A 20,058-nucleotide genomic window follows, 5' to 3' on the forward strand; every position below is an offset into this window, starting at 1 on the left:
AGCTAGCAGCTGCAACCCCTAGCGCTTGCCGGGGAGCATCCGCCGGAGTGTATTGTCCTTGACGACATAATGATGGAACAACGCCGCCAAGGCATGCAGGCCGATCAAAAAATACCCGACCGTGCCAAATGTTTCGTGCCATTCCTTCACTTGCCCCGCCAGAGCCTTGTCCGGCGCAACCAGCGCGGGAAGCTCCAAGCCGAAGAACGGAATGCTCTTGTCAGCGGCGCTGAGGATCAGCCATCCGGCAACCGGCATTGCCAGCATGAAAGTATATAGCGCCAGATGCGTGACCTTGGCGAACAGCATTTGCCAGACGGGCGGCTCGGGTTTGATCGGCGGTTTTGCAGTGACAAGCCGGGTGACTATCCGGATGATAACGAGGAGCAGCACGCACAGGCCGAGCATGAAATGCCAGCTCTTCAATCCTTCGCGGAAATCGCTGCCTTTGGGAAAATTCTCGCGCAGCAGGATGGCGCTATAGACAGCGGTTATCAGCAGCAGCATTGCCCAGTGGAGGAAAATTGAAAGGGACGAATAGCGTGCGGGGGGTGCGGTTGCTTTCATATGAGGCCTCTTTTTGTGCGTAGTTAAACAAGAAGCGAATCATTTGATGCTGTCACACCTCCGACCGGTCAATCATCCGCAAGCTTCTTGTCGCTGGAATGCTGTGGAACCGGCGGCGATGATATGGCTCGGTCGCAAGAAATGCCAATGCGCTTGATCCATGAGCTTCCTATAGTGAGTGCTTGTAACATCGGTCACAGGCCTACTAAACGCAGGGAATATACCTAAGCGGCGATCCGGCTGAGGGTTTCTATTTATCAGAGCAGGGCCATCTGCTTAGATTTAAAGGAACTCCCGAAGCGTCTCCACAAACAGCTTGAACTGGTCATGGTGCAACCAGTGGCCGGCGTCGGCAAATTCCTTCACTGTCACATTGTCGCCGAAATATTGCATGCGGCCGTCTTTCTCCGGATTGCTGGCCCAGCTGTCGGCGCCGTAATGGAGCTGGGTCGGGCAGCTGATATTGCCCCACAATTCGTGAATGCTGTCCTGAGACAGGTCGATGCTGTCCCAGTGCTGCACATAGGGATCGAATTTCCAGCTATAGCTGCCATCCTCGTTGCGGATCACCGCGTGGGTGGTCAGATGGCGAGCCTGTTCGTCGGACAGATGCTGGTTGGCGTCCTGCATCCGGCCCAGCGCGTCCTCGAATGTCGGATAGCGTTTGACCTGCCGCCCGGCGGCCTTGCGCTTTTCCTCGATCGAGTTGCGCACCCGCTGCAGCTGGCCGATTTTCTCGCGCTCGGCGAGCATCTCGGGGCTGGGGCCGAGCCCCTCGATCGCCACCAGCTTGCGCACCGTGTCGGGATAAAGACCGGTATAGCGCAGCGCGATATTGCCGCCCATGCTGTGCGCGACGATGGTCACCGGCGACAGGTCGAGCTGGTGGATCAATTGCGCCAGATCGGTGACCATCGCCATATTGGCGTAATTGCCGTCGGTGCTCCACTGGCTGTCGCCATGGCCGCGGACGTCGGGGCAGATGATATGCCAGTCGTCGCGCAAAGCCTGTGCCGTCCAGTCCCAGTTGCGGCAATGGTCCTTGCCGCCGTGGAGCAGGATCAGCGGCGGTTTGTCCTCATTGCCCCAGTCCGCATAATGCAGTTTGAGCCGTTGCGAGAAATAGCTGTGCGAGGCGGGGCCGATCAGGGTCATGCGGGGTTCCATCCGGAAAGGAAAATCTGAACCCGTCTCTACTGGGCGCGACGGGGTTCGACAAGCATCTGTCAGACAAAGAACCGTCCTGCGTGCATTTGATGCTTTACAATCATCCATATATCGACATATATAGAAATATGGATTCGATTAAGGCAATAGAGGCGCTCGGTGCGCTCGCGCAAAATACCCGGCTCGATGTTTTCCGGTTGCTGGTCCGTCATGAACCGGCCGGCCTGCCGGCGGGAGAGATCGCCAGGCGGCTGGACGTTCCGCAAAATACCATGTCCTCGCATCTGGCCACCCTGTCGCGCGCCGATCTTGTCTCGTCAAAGCGCGACAGCCGCCTGATCATCTATCGCGCCAATCTCGCCGCGATGAACGGCCTCGTCGCCTTCCTGCTGGAAAATTGCTGTTCCGGCGAGGATTGCGCGCCCCTTACCAACCAACTCGAAAGGCTCTGCCCATGAAACGGATGCACATCCATGTCGGCGTGGATAATCTCGCCGCCTCGATCCAATTTTATTCGACGCTGTTTGACGCCGAGCCGACCGTGGCCAAAGATGATTATGCCAAATGGATGCTCGACGATCCGCGTGTGAATTTTGCCATCTCGTCGGAAGATCATGCGGCCAAGGGCATCGAGCATCTCGGTATCCAGACCGAAAATCCGGAAGAACTTCAACAGGTCTTCACCCGCCTGCGCAAGGCCGACGCGCCCGTTCTGGAAGAGGGGCAGACCACCTGCTGCTATGCCCAGTCGGAAAAAAGCTGGATTGCCGACCCCGACGGCGTCGTCTGGGAAGCCTTTTACACCGACGGTGAATCCGTCGTCTATGGCGATTCGCCCGAACTGTCCGCCGTGTCGCGCAATGCCGCCGAAACCAGCTGCTGCGCGCCTTCGAAAGCTGCCCTGTCATGAGCGACAAAATCTATAACGCGCTGTTTCTCTGTACCGGCAATTCCGCCCGCTCGATATTGGCAGAATCGATTTTGCAACGCGAAGGCAAGGGGCGGTTCAATGCCCTGAGTGCGGGCAGCAATCCGGCCGGACGGGTTCATCCCTATGCGCTTGATCTGCTCGAAACCATGGGGCATCCGGTTGCGGGACTGCGCTCCAAGAACTGGGACGAATTTGCGGGACCCGACGCACCCGCGCTAGACTTTGTCTTCACCGTTTGTGACAATGCCGCCGGCGAGACCTGTCCGGTCTGGCCGGGTCAGCCGATGACCGCTCATTGGGGCATAGCCGATCCCGCCGCAGCAACCGGCGGCGAGGCCGAGAAGCGGGCGGCCTTTACCGAAGCCTATCGGATGATGTTCAACCGGATCAGCCTGTTTCTGGCCTTGCCGCTGGAAAGCATTGACAAGATGAGCCTGCAGAACCGGCTCCGGGAAATTGGCGCAGAGAAAATCGGAGCTTGATACATGGCAACGCAACCCCTTGAGAGCCCGGCGGACGCCGGGCTCGGCCTGTTCGAAAAATGGCTGTCGCTCTGGGTCGGAGCCGCGATATTACTGGGACTCCTGATCGGCAATATGGCGCCCGACGCGGTCGCGATCCTCGCCCGGCTGGAATATGCCTCGGTCAATCTCGTGGTTGCGGTGCTGATCTGGGCGATGATCTACCCGATGATGGTCGGCGTCGATTTTGCCAGCCTCAGGCATATCGGCGAAAAGCCGAAGGGCCTGTTCATCACCATCATTGTCAACTGGCTGATCAAGCCCTTCACCATGGCGGCGCTGGCGGTATTATTCTTCCAATATATATTTGCCGGGCTGATGTCCGCCGATGAAGCGCAGCAATATATCGCCGGGCTAATCCTGCTCGGCGCTGCGCCCTGCACGGCGATGGTCTTCGTCTGGTCGCAGATGACCAGGGGCGATCCCGCCTATACCCTGGTGCAGGTGTCGGTGAACGATATCATCATGATCTTCGCCTTCGCGCCGATTGTTGCGCTGCTGCTCGGCGTTGCCGATATCGCCGTGCCGTGGGAGACTTTGCTGCTGTCGGTCCTACTCTATGTCGTCATTCCGCTGGTCGCCGGTGCGCTGACTCGCCGCACATTGCTGGCCCGGTCCAGCAGCGGGGAAACGGCCGTCACCGCTTTTACCGACCGGGTCAAGCCTTTGTCCGTCTTGGGGCTGTTGCTGACGGTGGTGCTGCTGTTCGCCTTTCAGGCGCAGACCATCGTGACCCAGCCGCTGCTGATCGCGCTGATCGCGGTACCGATCATCATCCAGAGCTATGGCATATTCTTCGTCAGCTATGCCGCCGCCTGGGCGTGGAAAGTGCCGCATAATGTCGCCGCACCCTGCGCGCTGATCGGGACGTCCAATTTCTTCGAACTGGCCGTAGCCGTGGCCATCGGTGTGTTCGGACTGGGCAGCGGCGCGGCGCTCGCCACCGTGGTCGGCGTGCTGGTCGAAGTGCCGGTGATGCTGTCGCTGGTCGCCATAGCCAACCGGACCCGGAGCAAATTCGCGCCGGACGGATAAAGAGGCAAGCGTCCGGTCTGCTGTTACGCAAATTGTGCCGGGATCTCCGGATCGCTTGTATCGAGCAGAGGGATCGCGTCCTCCGGGAGACCGGCATAGGCGCTGGTCCAGCGGGCCACCCACTCGGGGTCCGTCACCTTGCCGGGATGATAGCCGGGCACCAGTGAGCGCAACATGGCGGGTGAGGCCTTCATCAGAAAGCGTATCACCATGGCCCAGAGCCGCAACCGGCTGGCCGGGCGGTTCCATAATCGGTCGCGTTTCAGCATGCGCCGATATCCCTTGCGGCTCGACCGGGCGACATGCCAGCTCGCGTAAACCAAACCCCAGGCGCGGGGCCAATATTGGCCATAGAGATGCTGATAGAGATCATAAGCGACATTTTTATGCTCGGTTTCCTCCACCATGTGCCACAGGATCAGCGATGAAACCGAGGGATCGGCATCGTTGAACAGGTTGCGCCGGTCCCCGATCAGCCATTCGGTTATGCCCATGGTCATCGTTTCAAAACCGGCGGTATAGGCAAGACGCCACCGCAGGCTCTTGGTCTGGAACCGCTTGTAGTCCGCCGCCATTTCGCTTTCGACATCGGCCAGTTCCGGATAATTGCGTTTCAATATTTCATTATAGCGGCGGTGGTTCTGGAAGTGATTGCCTTCCTGCGCAATGAATCCGTGAACGTCCTGCTTCAGCTGCGGGTTGCTCGCTTTTTTCAGAGCCTCGCGGACCGTCTTGATCAGAAAAGGCTCAAGATAGGGCATGGTCAGAGACGCGCCGTTCGCCATATGGCTCCATTCCCGTCGATCCGGATGCCATGCCGGATCAATATTCTCGGCAAAGGCAAAGGGAATGGCGCGAACGATGATCTCGCCGGACTGCGGCGGCTGTCTGGTCGGTGCGTTCACGCGCCGGACTCCAGCGATCTATATTTTTGCCAAGCGCCCCAGGCAAACAGGCCGAAGCCGATATGAACAGCAATGATTGGCGGCCAGCCGAACAGATAAATGACATTGTTGACCGTCACATCGCCGCCAAAGGGGCCGCCGCCAAATTCCAGTCCTCTGGTGCTGAACAGGGCATTGGCTATGGCGGGCAGAGTGAACAGCCACGCATAGGTCAGGGAGGACCAGAACAGCCAGGTCTGGCCTTTCGGCCCGAGCCGGACAAAAGGCGCCGCAGCGGCCAGCGCGATGAGGATCAGGCCATTGGTGATGCCTTCGAGATGCGCCATGTTCCAAGCGCGGCGATCGCCGCCTATTTCCACCGGAATGTCGGTAAACAGGGGCCACAGGTCAAGCGCTCCCAGCAGGAAGAAAAAATAGAGCCAGCCGCTCAGCGCCGCAGACAGCAACAGCCCGACCCCGTTCAAAACCAGCAAGGTCCGGCGTTTATCGCTCAGCATTTCTCGTCTCCCCCATGTCCATCGGGATGATATTCGTTGTTCTGGCCCGCGCGTCAGCCAGCGCGTCGGGATGCAGCTTTTCCAGCGCCTTGGTACACCAGTCCATCCATTCATGTTCCCATCGGATACCGACATCGAGCGCGAGTTGCCGCCCGAGATCTCCAAGCGAATTGCCATTTTCCAGCAGTTTCTGTTTCACCAGATACTCGGCGTGGCGGTCCTGATGCCGTTCTAGCCGCAACAGCAGATTGCGGCGCAGCGCATCCAGATCGATCGATTCAATGCCGTAGAGCTGCACCAGAAAATCATCCTTCAGAACCTGTGGTTCGGAGGGTTCGCGGGACCATTGCAGCAAGGCCGTTCGGCCTGCTTCAGTGATGGTGAAGACGATTCGGTTGGGTTTGCCGGACTGCTCGACTTCCTCGGCCCGGGCCAGGTCATTGTCCTTCATCTTTCCCAGTTCACGATAAATTTGCGAATGGCGTGCGCGCCAGAAAAAGCCGGTCTTCTCGTCAAACTGCTTGGCAATGTCATAGCCCGATTTTGGTCCGTCCGACAGGCAGACCAGAATTGCATGTTTCAGGGACATCCCGTCTCTCCAATATTCTACTAGTGGAATATTAATATGACACAAGTTGCATATAAGTCAAGCCAGTCTGGTGCAAGAATTCCGCGCGCCTGTATCTGCCAGCTCGGCTGCTCACGCCTCATGTTGAAGTCTTGGAAATCCGGCATTTTTCCAAATTTCTCAATTATGATTTGACAGCTTGAGTGACAGCTGATTATTTAAGAATGAGAATCATTCGCATTATCATTAATCAGGGGCACAATTCATGAAACCGAACTTTCGTCATCGGGGGACTGCATTTACATGCAGTTTTCTGGCACTAGGCTTTTCCCAAGCGGCGATGGCCGCCGGTGACGATGCTGCCGGTTTCGCGGATGACAACACGATCACGGTCACGGCGACCCGTGCGCCCGTGGATGTCGCGGATGCACCGGCCACGGTCACGGTCATCGACCAGGAGCAGATCGCCGATGAAATGGCGACCGATGTCCGCGATATCGTTCGCTTTGAACCGGGTGTAACGGTGCGCCGTGCTCCCGCGCGCTTCGGCGCGGCGCTCGGCACGACTGGCCGGGCCGGCAACGAGGATTTCAATATCCGCGGTATTGGTGGCAACCGGGTGCTCATTCAGGTCGACGGCATTCGTTCTCCCCAGGGCTATACTTTCGGCGCGCAGGAAGTCGGGCGCGGCAATGCGACCGACGTCGGCCTGATCAAGTCGGTCGAGATCCTGCGCGGTCCGGCCTCGGCGCTCTATGGCAGCGACGGGCTGTCCGGTGCGGTCAGCTTCATCACCTCCGACCCCGTGGACTTCATCAGCGACGGCAACAGCTTTGGCGGCTTTGCCCGGGCGCAATATAGTTCCGAGGATCAGGAATTTTCCGAGACCATAGCGCTGGCTGGCCGAACGGGCGATTTTTCGGCCATGCTGGCCTATTCGCGGCGGGATTTCGAAGAGCTGGACAACAAGGGCACGATCGACACGGAAGACGCGACCCGCACCACCCCCAATCCGCAGGAGGGCGAGTCCAACGCCTTTCTCGGCAAGCTGGTCTGGGACAATGGCACCCACAAGCTTCGCCTGACCGGCGAATATCTCGAACGCGAGATTTCCTCGGACATATTGTCGGGCCGTGGTCCGGTCTTTCTGTTCGGCCCCACGCCGAGTTGGATCGTCGACAATCTGACGGCACTGGATGAAACCAAGCGCAGCCGCGTGTCGCTCGACTATACCTATGATGCCGGTGAAGAAGGGTCCGGCTTTATCGACTATGCCCATCTCGCCGCTTATTGGCAGGACGGGACCGACCGGCAATTTGCGCTGGAAGAGCGAACGCCGACCTCTTCTACGCCGCGCCCGGACCGGGAACGGCTGAACACATTTGACAATGAAGTTATCGGTGCGGTTGCCGAATTCCGCTCGACCTTCAGCACCGGCGCGGTCAAGCATACGATCACCTTTGGTGGCGATATCAGCAAGACCGAGCAGGATGGTCTGCGCGACGGCACCGAGCCGCCGTTCGGAGAGGTCTTTCCGAGCCGGGCCTTTCCGAAGACGGATTTCACACTCGGCGGCTTCTATATCGGCGACGCGATCGAATTTGCCGATGGTATGGTGACGCTTTATCCGGCGCTACGCTACGATTTTTACGATCTGAACCCGACCGACGATCCGCTGCTGCCGAGCTTTACGCCGAGCGCGCAGGACGGATCGAAACTGTCGCCCAAGCTTGGCGCGGTGGTCAAACTCGGCGATATTCGCCTGTTCGGCAACTATGCTCGCGGTTTCCGCGCGCCGACGCCCAGCCAGGTCAATAATTTCTTTGAAAATCTCGCCTTCGGCTACACATCGGCGGCCAATCCCGATCTCGGACCGGAAACCAGCGACAGTTTCGAGGCCGGTATCCGCTATGCAACCGACAAGGTCGGATTGTCGCTGACCGCCTTCACCGCCGACTATTCCGACTTCATCAGCCAGGAAGTTGTCGGCGGCAGCTTCACGCCAACCGATCCGGCAATCTACCAGTTCATCAATCTCGATGATGTGACGGTCAAGGGTGTCGAGGCCAAGGCCAGCTATGAAGCCGACAACGGCTTCCGCGCCCGCTTCGCCGTTGCTTTTGCCGACGGCACGGTGAAGTCACCGAACAATCCGCCGGCATCGCTGGGTACGGTTGATCCGATCAACGCTATATTGGGCCTGGGTTATCGCGAACCGACCGGTGCCTTCGGGGGCGAGCTGATCTTCAGCTATAATGCGCAGAAGGAATTTAACGAAACCACCGGCGTATGCAGCGCAGCCTGCTTCCGACCGGATGAATCGCTGATCGTTGACGCCACGGCCTATGTCCGGATCGCCGAGAATTTCAAATTGCGGGCCGGCATTTTCAACATCACCGACAAGAAATACTGGGTCTGGAGCAGCGTCCGGGGGCTGGAGGCAACATCACCGATCATCGACGCTTTCACGCAGCCGGGCCGCAACGCCAGCGTTTCGCTCAGCATATCATTCTAATTCCAGGGGGAGAATAAAGATGAAGACGAAATTGACGACACTTTGGGGAACAGCCCTGTTTGCGCTGGCCATGGCGACATCACCGGCGCTGGCCGCAGGCGACCAGCCGCACCTGGTGGCGACGACTGCGCAGGTGTCCTTCGAACAGGACCGCGCCGACATTTTGGCGATGGCGGGAGACTATAAGGTCAAATTCGATATGGCGGAAACCACATCATGGCGGGACGATTACGAACCGATCAAGGCGAAAATTTCCGGCGGACATGAAAGTGTCCGCGTGATCAAGGATACCGGCCGGGAAATCGTTTTGCAGCATCTTCTGGTCGCCGAACATGAGGGCAATACGTTTATCATCAAGCACTGGCGTCAGGACTGGGTCTATGAACCGGCCAAGGTGCTGGTCTATGCCGGGGCCGGAAAATGGGTGAACAGGGATGTTCCGGAATCCGAACGTCAGGGCAGTTGGTCCCAAACCGTCTGGCAGGTCGACGACAGCCCCCGCTATGGCGGTGTCGGCCAATGGCAGACAGTCAACGGCGTCCGCAGCTGGACCAGCGACTGGACCGCCCGCCCTCTGGCCCGCCGCGACGCGGTGCGCGATCCGGTCTATGACCATTATCAGGCGATCAACCGGCACCAGCCGATGCCCGGTGGCTGGATCCACTGGCAGGACAATACAAAGATGAAGACGGTCGACGGCAAGGCCGTTCCCTATGTCCAGGAATCGGTGCTCAACACATACACGAAATTCGACGGCTATAGCGTCAGCGCGGCGGATGACTATTGGGCGAAAACCAGAGGCTATTGGGAGCAGGTGCGGGCAGAGTGGGATGCCGCGATCGCTGTTCATGGCAGCGTGACCGTCGAGGAGGAAGCGCAGACCGGAACCGTCATAAGTGCGCGCCTTTTGTCCATGGGTACGGAAATTGCCGATGGAACGTTGACCGAAACTGCAGCGGTCGACGAAGCGCGGGCGCTGATACGGGACGCAACCAGTAAGCAACCGTCCCAGGCCGCTGCACAGACAGCTCCAGCATCAGCAGACTATTGATGCCGGGGCCGATATCCGCATTTGCGCAATCGCTGGCCGCGACCCCCAAGATCGCCGCCTTGCCCGCTGCGCAAATGCGGATAATTGTCTCGATGCGGATTGCTTTGCTCGCGTGGCGCAAGCATCAGGACCCGAAACCCTATCTGGTCAAGCAACTGGGGGATGAAATCGCGGCCCGCCATTTCGCCCATATCATCGAATTGATGAGCGATTGCTGGCCCGAGCCGGTGGCCGTGCACCGGCCCTGCTGCCAGCAGACAAGCTATGACGAGATGCTGATGCTTGATCTGACAACGGCGGCGGTTCAGCGGGAACCGGAACATTTCCATGGGCTGCTCGGGGAGATGATTGGCCGGTCGGACCGGCAGAAGCTGCATCTCGCCTTCACCAAATTTGCCGGCCGGTTCCAGCGCTAAGGAAATATTGCGTGAATAAAGTCAAAACCCGGAACCTGCTGATACTGGTTCACCTGTTCCTCGCCGCCTTTCTGGCGCCCTCCTTTCTGCTGGTCGGCATTACCGGCGCACTCAAGCTTGCCGGGGTGGAAGCGTCGATCGAGGATATTCCGATTGAACTGCCCGCCGATACGCAGATCGATCCGGACAGCCCGACGCTGACACAGGATATCGGCGCTGTTCTCGCGGCGCAGGGCATTGATCTGGACATCGAAAGCGTTCGCAGCCGGGACGGAAAGATGACCACCCGGCCGACCTCGCGGACCTTTGCGCGGATCAACGAGACGCCTGATGGTCTGGAGGCATCGCTGCACAAGCCCGGCTTTCAATATGCGATGATGGAATTGCACAAGGGCCACGGCCCCGCGCTGTTCAAATCCTATCAGCTGATCGCGGGTATCGCCCTGTTTCTGGTCATTGTCGGCGGTCTGGTCGTCGGGTTGATGGCGCGCGCCTATCGCCGCAAGACGCTTGTTTCGCTGGCGATCGGTACCATGGCCTTCTGGGCGCTCGGATTCGCGATCTGATCCGCCCGGCGCAATTTACGCCAGCGCGACACCCTCGATTGTGATCCGGTTGAGATAGCGGCGGTGGCCCTGATAGTCGTTCAGGGCATAATGCCAGGTCGACCGATTGTCCCACATCGCCAGATCGCCTTCGCGCCATTTGTGCCGATAGTGGAAGCGGTCCTGCATGATATGGTCATAGAGCTGCTGCAGCAGCGCCTGGCTCTCGTCCGGATCCATGTCGACAATCTCCAGCGTGAAACCGGGATTGACATAGAGGCCCTTCACTCCGGTTTCGGGATGGGCGAGCACCACCGGGTGGATCGCCCTCTGCCCCGCCTGATCGGCATTGGTGTAGCGGTCGCCGATCGCCTTGCGATAGGCGCTCTCCTCGCCGAACACATGCGCATTGCCATGCCGCGCTTTCAAGTCCTTGATCCGGTCTTTCATCTCGTCATCGAGCGCGTCATAGGCCGCCGCCATGCCGGCGAACAAGGTATCGCCACCGCTCGGCGGGATTTCCAGCGCGTATAGGATAGACCCCATGGCCGGCGCTTGGTCATAGCTGTGATCGGTGTGCCAGCCCCCGCCGATATTGAGCTGCTGGTCCGGTTCCTTCAGCACTTCGGCAATTTCCGGATAGCCGTCGCGCCGCTTGAAAAAGCGGTTGAGGTCGATCGCGCCCCAGCGTCTGGCAAAGGCGATATGGTCTTCGGGGGTCAGCTTCTGGTCGCGGAAGAACAAGCTGCCATGTTCGAGAAAGGCGCGCCGGATATCGGCAAATTGCTGATCGCTCAGGCTGGTGACATCGACATGTTCGACAATCGCGCCGACCGCCTCGCCGGCTTTTTCTATCCGCATGCTGCTCTCCCTTTATCCCGTTCTCTCTGGAACGGATTTCATGCTAGTGTAGCAGCAGATAGAGATTTTAGGAGTCCTTCAATGCCGGAAACAAGCAAAATGCCATCCCTCAACCGCCGCCAGCTGCTCGCGGCCAGTGCTGCCACCGGGGCTGTGATGTCCGCCGGTCCGGCGACCGCGACCGACGTTGCAGGCAAGCCGGACCTCAGCGGCAAGTCGATCCTGATCACCGGCTGTTCCTCCGGTTTCGGCTATCTCGGCGCGATCCTCTATGCCGAACAGGGCGCGAAAGTCTTTGCCACCATGCGCAATCTGCCGCGCGCGGAAGGTGATGCGCTGGCCAAGGCGGCCAAGGACAAGAATCTGGATATCACCATCCTCGAGCTCGATGTGCTGTCGAACGAATCGGTGAACAAGGCTGTCGCCGAAGCCGAGCGTTTGAATGGCGGTGCGCTGGATGTTGTCATCAACAATGCCGGTATCGGTACCGGCGCTCCGGTGGAGCTGCAGGATCTCGAGACCATGCAGCTTCTGTTCGACACCAATGTGATGGGTTACCAGCGGGTCGCCCGCGCGGCCCTGCCCAAGATGCGCGCGCAGAAATCCGGTCTGGTCGTCAATGTCTCGTCACAGCTCGGACGGGTGATGGTGCCGGGCATGGGCTTCTACAGTTCAACCAAATTCGCGGTGGAATCGATGAGCGAGCAAATGGCCTATGAGCTCGTTCCGCACGGTGTCGACGTGACCATCGTGCAGCCCGGTGGCTTCCCGACGAAAATCTGGGAAAACGGCAATCAATATACCGCGCCGATGCTGGAACGGGCCGATGACGAGCGCAAGGCGGCCTATCAGGCGCTGGTCGACGGTGCGCTGCGCAATGGCGGCGGGTCGACCGATCCGATCGACGTGCCGCGCGCCATTGCCGACGTGATTGCCAAGGCACCTGGCAAGAGGCCGCTGCGGCTTCCCGTCCATCCCGGCGGCAAACCGCAACTGGCGATCAACCAGGTGAGCGCGCAGACGCAGCTTGCTATGCTCGGCAATTCACCCTTCGGTCCCTGGGTCAAGGATGTGAACGAACGGACCTGACGTCGGGATGTGCTCTGCACTTGATGCGGAGCTCTGCCGGGCAAACGGTGTCCAGCCTCCGGAACTCCGCATCAAGTGCGGCGTTCCCTGTTTCCAGCGGGCGGTTCAGGCCGCCCGTTTGACCAGCAGCAGCGGCGTCAGATAGACGATCAGGAAGACGCTATTGGGGATGACATTGGGCGCATTGCCCGATGCCATCGATGCGCCGCTGTCGACCGCGAACCAGACCAGGAAAGTATAGATTGATCCCCTGCGGATCAGGTCGCTGCCCTGTTCGATACCGGGCGCGGTGATAAAGACATACATGGCCATCAGTCCAGCGAAGACGCCGCCGGCGATCGCCATCGCCATTTTGGCTTCCGGTGTGTCGAGCCCGGCCACGCCATTGCCGCCGGAAGAGGCGAACTGGAAGAAAATCTCGTTGGCGCCGGTAAAGTCATTCACCCCTGAAAAAGCGAATATGATGGCAACGATGATCGAAAAACTGCCGACGATACGGATATAACGGCCAGCGGCTTGTGGTGACATGATCTGCTCCTCCTTCGGTTTCATTGCCTTTAGACCACGCGGCGGTCATCAAAACAATTACCTGCGGGGTAAGTGCATGCGGGGTATTTCATGCTATCGGGTTATGAGCCGGGAACTGGATGCGGGAGACGATCATGCCGTCGGAATTTGGTGCGATATTGAAGGACTGGCGCAAGACGCGGCGGTTCAGCCAGCTTGACCTCAGCCTCGAGGCGGAAATGTCGGCCCGGCATCTGAGTTTTCTTGAATCGGGCCGCGCTAACCCGAGTCGCGAGATGGTGCTGCGTCTTTCCGAAGCCCTGCACCTTCCCCGGTCGGCCGCCAATCAGGCGCTCCATGCCGCGGGCTTTGCGCCGGTCTATCCCAGTCTGTCCGACGACGCGCCCGAACTGGCTCCGGTCAACCAGGCGATCCGCACGATGCTCGACCATCATGATCCCTTTCCCGGCTATGCCATCGACCGCCACTGGAATATCGCCAGCAGCAATCAGGGCGCGCAGATGATCCTGGCGCTGGCCAGCCCGGGCGGTCCGGCCAATCTGATCGACATATTGATCAACTGCGCGGGACTCGACCTGATCGAGAATTGGGACGAGGTGGCGGTCCTGTCCCTTTCGCGCCTGCGCACCGAGATACTGGAACTGGGCGGGGACAATCAGCTCTCTGCGCTGGCCGCCCGGCTGGCCGAGCACGAGCGGGTCCGCAAGGCCGATATGGGATCGATCAATCTCAACCAGGCTGTGATTCCGACAATCTTTCGTGTCGGGGAGAACCGCCTGTCGCTCTTCTCCGTCATCGCCCAGTTCGGATCGGTGCAGGATATCAGGGCCGGAGAGACACGGATCGAACTGATGTTCCCGATGGATGCGGAAACGGTTCAGTTTTTCGAAAGATAGCGGCGGGCAAAGTCGGTTTACGGTAGATAGGACAGGGAGAGGGAGAAATAATATGCGAGCGATGAAATCGGCTTTGTTGCTGGGGCTTTCGGGTCTCGCGGCTTGCGCACCAGTCGTCCCGGAGGAAAGCGGTGGGACGCCGGACAGCCTGGCGGTTACTGGCGATCAGACCGCTGTCCAGAGTGCTGCGCTGTCTGCCATGAAAAAACAATTCCCTTCCTGGTTTGCCAATATCCAACCGTTCCGGATGATCGGTAACGCGGGGCAAAGCGTATATTTCGTCGGTACCGAAGGGCTGGGCATGTATTTCATCCCCACCAGCGCAGGCCATATCGTAATCGATGGCGGCATGCCGGGCCAGGGCCAGCTGGTCTGGGACAATATCAGGCAGCTTGGCTATGATCCAGCCGACGTGAAAATCCTGCTCAACAGCCACGCCCATTTCGACCATAGCGGCGGCCTGGCCGAGCTGAAGCAGCTCACCGGCGCGAAACTGCTCGCCAGCGAAGGCGACCGGTCGGCGCTGGAGGGCGGCTTTTATCTCGGTTCGGAGGACGACGCCTCGATGGGCGCGGCGCCGGTCAAGGTCGACCGGATCATCGCCGATGGCGAAGTCGTGAAGCTTGGCGATGTGGCGCTCACCGCGCGCCTGACGCCGGGCCACACCCGTGGTTGCACCTCATGGACCATGGATGTCGAACAGGACGGCAGGAGCTACAAGACGCTGTTCTTCTGCTCCGCCTCGGTCGCCGCCAACCGGCTGATCGGACCGCCTCAATATGAAGGTATCGTCGAGGATTATCGCAAGACGTTCGCGCTGACCAGAGACTGGAAACCCGACGTCTTTCTGTCCAACCATCCGCAGTTTTTCGGCATGGCGGCCAAGCAAGAGAAACTCGCGGCTGGCGATCCTCTGGCTTTTGTCAATGACAGCGAGTTTTCCGTCTTTATCGCGAAAATGGAACAGGCGTTCGAAGCGGCGCTGGAAAAGCAGACGCTGAAACATAATGCGATCATGGGCGAGTGAGGGAATAGGCATGGCACAGGCAAAAGCGCTGATTGAAACGTTCTGGGAGCTTCAGGATGGCCATGACTACAGCAAGCTGATCCCCTTGTTCGCCGACGATGCGGTGTTCGAAGACCCCGCGTACGGCCGGGTGGAAGGGATAGAAGCAATCTCCGCCTTGCTGCACCGGCTGACCCAGGAACTGGCCGACAAGAAGATGCATTTCGAAGTGCTGGAAATTGCCGGCGACGAACAGGTCGCCTGGTCGCGCTGGCTGTGGAAGCGTCCCGATGGCGATATCGAGGGCGTCGGTCTCTACCGGGTCGCCGATGGTAAGCTCACCTCCTACCGCGACTGTTACGCGGTGCCGGAGAGCTGATCAGCCTTCGTTGACCCATTCGCTGCGCAGCGGCCGCGCGGCGAGCGCCATCAGCAGGGCGGCAATCACGTAGAAGGTCAGCGAGTAGAGCATCGAATAGCGCAAGCCTTCCTCGCCGTAGATCGGCATCAGCGCGTCGGACAGGGCGCCGAGGAAGAATATGCCGCCGCCGATACCGATCAGATTGTTGATCAGCAGGAACAGGGCCGAAGCCGTCGCGCGCGCGTCGGCCGGAACCAGATGCTGGACCGCCGAGAGGACGGGGCCAAGCCAGAAATAGGCCAGCGCCTGCGGGATCAGGAACAGGATGAAGGCGACGGTCGCCGAACCGCTCATGATACCGGCGGCAAACAGTGGCACGGCCAGCAGGAAGGCCGCTGCCGGAACCAGCCCGTAGGCCGCCTTGTCTTTCTTGCCCAGCCAGTCGCCGATCATGCCGCCGCCGAGCACACCGGCGACCCCGCCGATCAGCAGGATTGCGCCGAAAAAAAGCGACGTGTCGATCAGGCTCAGGCCAAAGCTGCGCTGCAGCAGGCTGGGCAGCCAGAAGGCAATGCCATAGCCGAGCATCGAACTGGAGGCCGCACCAAAGGCGAAAAACCAGAAGGCCTTCTTCTTTGCCAGCAGGACCACGGTACCCTTGAAGCTGTATGGCGCGACCGTCTGGTCTGCCGGTGCGGGAGCTTTGCTCTTGTCGCGCACAAAATATTTGAAAAAGGGCGCGATCAATACGCCCGCTAGCCCGACAACAAAAAAGGCTAGTCGCCAGTCTACAGTCGCCGCGATATAGCCGCCCGCGATCACCCCGGTGGCTGAACCCAGCGGAATGCCGAGCGAATAGATCGCCAAGGCCCGGGCCCGTTTCTCGCTCGGGAAATGGTCGGCGATCAACGCATAGGACGGCGCAACGCCGCCCGCTTCGCCGATACCGACGCCCAGCCGGCTCAGGAAGATCGACCAGAAGCCCTGCGCCAGTCCGGTCAGCGCGGTAAATCCGCTCCAGATCGCCAGCGAGATGGTGATCACCCAGCTGCGGCTGGTCTTGTCCGCCACCCAGGCCAATGGCACGGCCAGCGTCGAATAGAGCAGGGCAAAGGCAATGCCGCCGAGCAGCCCCATCTGGGTATCGCTCAAGCCGAGATCGGCCTGGATCGGCCCGGCGAGGATCGCCAATATCTGGCGGTCGACGAAATTGAAAATATAGACGAGCAGCAACATGCCGAGCGCGATATTGGGTGAGGTCGTCCGGCTTTTCATGCTTAGCTGCTCCGGGATCTATTTGCCTAGGTCCGCATAGAAGCGGTCAATCGCTTCCAGCGCACCGGGTTCGTCCAGCATTGGCGTGTGGCCGCGGTCTTCGATATTCACGGCGCGAAAATGGTCCGGATGCCGGCGTTCCATCTCGGTGACGGTAGCGGGGGACAATATGTCTGACAATGCACCGCGAATGACCAGCACGGGCAGGGCGGCCAGCGTGTCCCACATGGGCCAGAGATCCGGCGGCACCACGGTCTGTTCACTGCCCGACAGACCATCGGAGATCGCGGGATCGTAGGCAAAGCGGATGGTACCGTCCGGTGTTTCTTCGCAGGTGTTGCGGGCGAAAGCCATCCAGTCCCGGGCGCCGAAACCGATCATATTGTCGCTCTGCACCGCCTGACAATGGTCAGCCGCCTGCTGCCAGCTGTCAAAGACCGCGGGCTGGCCGACATAGGACTGGATCCGGGCGAGGCCGCTTGCTTCCACCGCCGGGCCGATATCGTTTAATATCAGGCTGTTGAATCGGTCGGGCGTTCTGGCCGCCATCATCATGGCCATCAGCCCGCCCATCGACGTGCCGATCATGCCCATGGTGCCGAGCTTCAGCCCGTCGACCAGCGCGAACATGTCCTCGACATAGACGGCGGGCGTGTAATTTTCCGGATCCGGATCATAGCCCGACCGACCCCGACCGCGCTGGTCGGGGACAATCAGTTGATATTTTCCGGCGAGATGCCCGGCCAGCGCCTCGAAATCGCCGCTGTTCCGGGTCAAGCCGTGCATCAGCAGCAGCGGCGGACCATCCCCGTCATAGATGCGGGCATAAAGGTCCAGCCGGTTGTCTGCGCTCCGGTAGCTATGGTCGGCATATGTCATTGGATTTGCCCGGGCGTCGGTCAGAATTTCACCCCGGCCGTGACAAAGACCTGACGCGGATTGCCGTAGAAGGCGGTCAGGGTGCCTTCGGGCCCAAGCGTGCCAATCGGCTGCCCGTTGGCACCGGTCACGATTTCGCCGGTAACCGGATCGGCTGCGACAAAGGTATAGCCGGATGTCTTGTAGCGCTTGTTGGTCAGGTTCTTGCCGTGCAGGCCGATGCTCCAGCGCTTGTCCGGTGCGTTATAGACAAGATTGGCATCGAGCAGGGCGAAGCCGTTCTGATCGATATAGGGATTGGCAATCTCGAACTGGTTGGTCTTGCTGCGATAGGACAGGGTGGTGCCGAAATAGATATCACCGTCTCCCGCCGGCGTCGAATAGGACAATGTCCCGCTGGCGGTCCATTTCGGCGTATTCTGGACCGAACGGAATTCCGCAACATCGGTCGGAACACCGCCGATGTTGGTGATATATTCGTCATATTCGGCATCAATATAACCCAGCGCACCGGAGAACATTAGCCGGTCGCCGCCGGTCATCAGATCCTCGCCGAGCCGGGCAGAAGCCTCGAGTTCAACACCCTTTAGCGTCGCCTTGCCGGCGTTGTTAATCACACCGCAGAAGGATGGCAAACCGGCGACTGTACATGCCACCGATCCGGGGATCTGCACGTCGGTATAATCGGTGTAGAAACCGGCGAGCGCGATAGTGAGCGCACCATCGAGCAGGCTGCCCTTGTAACCGATTTCATAGCTGTCGACCGATTCCGGCGCGAAGCTGAGGAAGGAGGCGACTTCGGCGTCGCTCGGAACGCCGTTGGCATTGGTCGTCGGTGCATTGACGCCGACACCGCGCGGATCAAAACCGCCGCCCTTGAAGCCCTGCGAGAAGCTGGCGTAGATATTGTGATCCGGTGTCGGCTTGAAGCTCAGAGAGGCGCGGGGCGTGAATTTCTTGAATTTCGAGCTGCCTTCAAAATCGGTGCCCGGCGCGCCGAATGGAATACCGGCGCCGCCAAAGGTCGGTGAACCGCCGCCCAGGTAATTTTGCCGCAATATGTCGGCCGACCGTTCATCCCATGTGTATCGACCACCAAGAGACAGGCTCAGTTGCTCGGTAAAATCATAGGTGAAATCGGCGAAAACCGCATAGGTTTCGGTGTCGACATTGGCCTGAGTAAAGGCGGTGAGGCCGGCAAAGGTCGTGAACAGGCGGACATCAAACAATGTATCGGCCTTGGCATCGAGATAGTAGAAGCCGACCAGACCATTGAGCTTGTCGCCTTCGTAGAGCAGCTGGAATTCCTGGCTGATCTGTTCGTTGCGGTAAAAGCCCGGTACATCCAGATCCACCGCCGGCAGCGCGTCAAAATCGATCGGCGTGGCCGTGTCATCCTTGCGCCAGGCGCTGATCGAACGGAAAGTCACGGTATCGCTGAGATTGGCGGTGATATTCATGGCCAGGCCATAAGCTTCAATTTCCTGGACCGGATCATTGAGGCCGCCGCGCGTGTCGAACACATCGTCGAGAACCGGCGCACCGGATACGGCTCCCGGGATCAGGCGATGGCCGCCGCGCGGATTGCTCTTGTCCTTGGTATAGTCGCCGGAAATCCGGACAAGAACGGGTTCGCCATAGCCACCCACTTCCAGGGTGCCGCGACCGGCCCAGATGTCCTTGTTATAATTTTCCAGACCATTGGTCAGATTGTCGCCGAAGCCGCCACGCGAAAGCCGGGCGCCGGAAGCGCCGACGCGCACAATGTCGCCAAGCGGCATGCTGGCCGTGACCACGGCCTCGGCCTGATCATAGGTGCCATAGCTGACCCGCGCCTTGAACGATGGATCCTGTGGCAGACGTTTGGTCACATATTTGACCGCGCCGCCGATGGTATTGCGGCCATAGAGCGTGCCCTGCGGTCCGCGCAGCACTTCGATGCGCTCGACATCATAAATATCCAGCACCGCAGCTTGCGGCCTGTTGAGATAGACATCGTCGAGATAGATTCCGACACCTTGCTCGAAACCGGAAACCGGATCCTGCTGGCCGATGCCGCGGATGAAGGCGGAGAGGGTCGAGTTGGTGCCGCGCGATGATTCAAGCGTCGTGTTGGGCGTGGTCAGGCCGATATCGGTAATGTCGACCGCGCCTTGCTGTTCCAGTCTCTCCGCGGAATAAGCCGTGATCGCGATCGGCACATCGGTCAGCCGTTCTTCACGGCGCCGGGCGGTGACGACGATCGCACCGTCATCATTGTCTTCCGAAGCCATTTCCGATGACTGAGCCTGAACTGCGGCCGGGGCGACAAGACCACCTGCGAGGCCGGTGATGATCGCTGCATAACTAACGCTGTGCTGAAATTTCATGAAAGCATCCTCCTTGAATATCTGCCTGGCATTTCCAGGTCGTTGGCCGGCCTATATTGAAAGTTGAACCAATATT

The 20,058-nt window shown here is 59.5% G+C and carries 22 protein-coding genes; 12 read left to right on the forward strand and 10 right to left on the reverse strand.

Features of this window, described 5'->3' with window-relative positions; all coding sequences use genetic code 11:
- Window positions 1–18: 18 nt before the first annotated feature.
- Both ACHZCJ_RS12970 and ACHZCJ_RS12975 read right to left on the reverse strand, forming a co-directional pair.
- Complete coding sequence (locus tag ACHZCJ_RS12970; RefSeq protein WP_321326954.1) at window positions 19–567, reverse strand: cytochrome b; 549 nt, start codon at window positions 565–567, stop codon at window positions 19–21.
- A gap of 282 nt (window positions 568–849) precedes the next feature.
- Window positions 850–1,722: an alpha/beta hydrolase gene (locus ACHZCJ_RS12975; RefSeq protein ID WP_321326955.1), complete on the reverse strand. Its 873-nt coding sequence runs from the start codon at window positions 1,720–1,722 to the stop codon at window positions 850–852.
- Between the two features lie 140 nt (window positions 1,723–1,862).
- On the opposite strand from ACHZCJ_RS12975, the gene ACHZCJ_RS12980 reads away from it, so the two are divergent.
- From ACHZCJ_RS12980 to arsB, 4 genes are read left to right on the forward strand one after another with little or no spacing between them, the layout of a single operon-like run.
- A complete protein-coding gene (locus ACHZCJ_RS12980; RefSeq protein ID WP_100095481.1) occupies window positions 1,863–2,192 on the forward strand; it encodes a helix-turn-helix transcriptional regulator in 330 nt (109 codons plus the stop codon).
- On the forward strand, window positions 2,189–2,644 hold the full coding sequence (locus ACHZCJ_RS12985; protein WP_321326956.1) for an ArsI/CadI family heavy metal resistance metalloenzyme: 456 nt from the start codon (window positions 2,189–2,191) through the stop codon (window positions 2,642–2,644). Before ACHZCJ_RS12980 ends, ACHZCJ_RS12985 begins: the two co-directional genes overlap by 4 nt.
- Window positions 2,641–3,147 carry an arsenate reductase ArsC gene (locus tag ACHZCJ_RS12990; protein ID WP_321326957.1) on the forward strand — a complete coding sequence of 169 codons (507 nt, stop codon included), beginning with the start codon at window positions 2,641–2,643 and terminating at the stop codon, window positions 3,145–3,147. The genes ACHZCJ_RS12985 and ACHZCJ_RS12990 overlap by 4 nt, the downstream gene beginning before the upstream one ends.
- A 3-nt stretch (window positions 3,148–3,150) precedes the next feature.
- Window positions 3,151–4,221, forward strand: coding sequence for an ACR3 family arsenite efflux transporter (gene arsB / locus ACHZCJ_RS12995; protein WP_321326958.1), 1,071 nt, complete (start codon window positions 3,151–3,153; stop codon window positions 4,219–4,221).
- Between the two features lie 23 nt (window positions 4,222–4,244).
- On the opposite strand, the gene ACHZCJ_RS13000 is transcribed toward arsB, so the two are convergent.
- Genes ACHZCJ_RS13000 through ACHZCJ_RS13010 form a run of 3 tightly spaced genes read right to left on the reverse strand, consistent with a single transcriptional unit; the run spans window position 4,245 to window position 6,212 of the window.
- Window positions 4,245–5,126 (reverse strand): metal-dependent hydrolase, encoded by an 882-nt coding sequence (locus ACHZCJ_RS13000; RefSeq protein WP_159647370.1) that lies wholly within the window; start codon window positions 5,124–5,126, stop codon window positions 4,245–4,247.
- Entirely contained in the window at window positions 5,123–5,623 is a 501-nt protein-coding gene (locus ACHZCJ_RS13005; protein ID WP_321326959.1) for a hypothetical protein, read from the reverse strand. Before ACHZCJ_RS13005 ends, ACHZCJ_RS13000 begins: the two co-directional genes overlap by 4 nt.
- Window positions 5,610–6,212, reverse strand: coding sequence for a PadR family transcriptional regulator (locus tag ACHZCJ_RS13010; RefSeq protein WP_321326960.1), 603 nt, complete (start codon window positions 6,210–6,212; stop codon window positions 5,610–5,612). The genes ACHZCJ_RS13005 and ACHZCJ_RS13010 overlap by 14 nt, the downstream gene beginning before the upstream one ends.
- A 244-nt stretch (window positions 6,213–6,456) precedes the next feature.
- On the opposite strand from ACHZCJ_RS13010, the gene ACHZCJ_RS13015 reads away from it, so the two are divergent.
- Genes ACHZCJ_RS13015 through ACHZCJ_RS13030 form a run of 4 tightly spaced genes read left to right on the forward strand, consistent with a single transcriptional unit; the run spans window position 6,457 to window position 10,739 of the window.
- Window positions 6,457–8,706, forward strand: coding sequence for a TonB-dependent hemoglobin/transferrin/lactoferrin family receptor (locus ACHZCJ_RS13015; protein ID WP_321326961.1), 2,250 nt, complete (start codon window positions 6,457–6,459; stop codon window positions 8,704–8,706).
- A 19-nt stretch (window positions 8,707–8,725) separates the two neighbouring features.
- Entirely contained in the window at window positions 8,726–9,757 is a 1,032-nt protein-coding gene (locus ACHZCJ_RS13020; RefSeq protein ID WP_321326962.1) for a DUF6607 family protein, read from the forward strand.
- On the forward strand, window positions 9,757–10,173 hold the full coding sequence (locus tag ACHZCJ_RS13025) for a hypothetical protein (RefSeq protein WP_321326963.1): 417 nt from the start codon (window positions 9,757–9,759) through the stop codon (window positions 10,171–10,173). Before ACHZCJ_RS13020 ends, ACHZCJ_RS13025 begins: the two co-directional genes overlap by 1 nt.
- A gap of 11 nt (window positions 10,174–10,184) precedes the next feature.
- Complete coding sequence (locus ACHZCJ_RS13030) at window positions 10,185–10,739, forward strand: hypothetical protein (protein ID WP_159647382.1); 555 nt, start codon at window positions 10,185–10,187, stop codon at window positions 10,737–10,739.
- A gap of 15 nt (window positions 10,740–10,754) precedes the next feature.
- Here ACHZCJ_RS13030 and ACHZCJ_RS13035 read toward each other — a convergent pair whose 3' ends face one another.
- A complete protein-coding gene (locus ACHZCJ_RS13035) occupies window positions 10,755–11,579 on the reverse strand; it encodes a TauD/TfdA family dioxygenase (protein WP_321326964.1) in 825 nt (274 codons plus the stop codon).
- Between the two features lie 81 nt (window positions 11,580–11,660).
- Between ACHZCJ_RS13035 and ACHZCJ_RS13040 the strand changes: the two genes are divergently transcribed.
- Window positions 11,661–12,668 carry an SDR family oxidoreductase gene (locus ACHZCJ_RS13040; protein ID WP_321326965.1) on the forward strand — a complete coding sequence of 336 codons (1,008 nt, stop codon included), beginning with the start codon at window positions 11,661–11,663 and terminating at the stop codon, window positions 12,666–12,668.
- A 105-nt stretch (window positions 12,669–12,773) separates the two neighbouring features.
- On the opposite strand, the gene ACHZCJ_RS13045 is transcribed toward ACHZCJ_RS13040, so the two are convergent.
- Window positions 12,774–13,196, reverse strand: coding sequence for a hypothetical protein (locus ACHZCJ_RS13045; RefSeq protein ID WP_321326966.1), 423 nt, complete (start codon window positions 13,194–13,196; stop codon window positions 12,774–12,776).
- A gap of 134 nt (window positions 13,197–13,330) precedes the next feature.
- Between ACHZCJ_RS13045 and ACHZCJ_RS13050 the strand changes: the two genes are divergently transcribed.
- From ACHZCJ_RS13050 to ACHZCJ_RS13060, 3 genes are read left to right on the forward strand one after another with little or no spacing between them, the layout of a single operon-like run.
- Window positions 13,331–14,092, forward strand: coding sequence for a helix-turn-helix domain-containing protein (locus ACHZCJ_RS13050; protein ID WP_321326967.1), 762 nt, complete (start codon window positions 13,331–13,333; stop codon window positions 14,090–14,092).
- A gap of 52 nt (window positions 14,093–14,144) precedes the next feature.
- Window positions 14,145–15,119, forward strand: a complete 975-nt coding sequence (gene bla, locus ACHZCJ_RS13055; protein WP_321326968.1) for a subclass B3 metallo-beta-lactamase — start codon at window positions 14,145–14,147, stop codon at window positions 15,117–15,119.
- A gap of 10 nt (window positions 15,120–15,129) precedes the next feature.
- Window positions 15,130–15,477 carry a nuclear transport factor 2 family protein gene (locus tag ACHZCJ_RS13060; RefSeq protein ID WP_321326969.1) on the forward strand — a complete coding sequence of 116 codons (348 nt, stop codon included), beginning with the start codon at window positions 15,130–15,132 and terminating at the stop codon, window positions 15,475–15,477.
- Here ACHZCJ_RS13060 and ACHZCJ_RS13065 read toward each other — a convergent pair whose 3' ends face one another.
- The 3 genes from ACHZCJ_RS13065 to ACHZCJ_RS13075 are packed head-to-tail and all read right to left on the reverse strand — an operon-like array spanning window position 15,478 to window position 19,982.
- The gene (locus tag ACHZCJ_RS13065; protein ID WP_159647392.1) at window positions 15,478–16,734 is read right to left on the reverse strand and encodes an MFS transporter; all 1,257 of its coding nucleotides are present in this window, start codon (window positions 16,732–16,734) and stop codon (window positions 15,478–15,480) included. It abuts the gene before it with no gap.
- A gap of 18 nt (window positions 16,735–16,752) precedes the next feature.
- Entirely contained in the window at window positions 16,753–17,613 is an 861-nt protein-coding gene (locus ACHZCJ_RS13070) for an alpha/beta hydrolase (RefSeq protein WP_321326970.1), read from the reverse strand.
- Window positions 17,614–17,633: 20 nt separating this feature from the next.
- Window positions 17,634–19,982: a TonB-dependent receptor gene (locus ACHZCJ_RS13075; RefSeq protein WP_394700118.1), complete on the reverse strand. Its 2,349-nt coding sequence runs from the start codon at window positions 19,980–19,982 to the stop codon at window positions 17,634–17,636.
- Between the last annotated feature and the right edge of the window lie 76 nt (window positions 19,983–20,058).

Origin of the sequence: uncultured Parasphingorhabdus sp., assembly GCF_963677535.2 — a bacterium.
Taxonomy (GTDB): Bacteria; Pseudomonadota; Alphaproteobacteria; order Sphingomonadales; family Sphingomonadaceae; genus Parasphingorhabdus.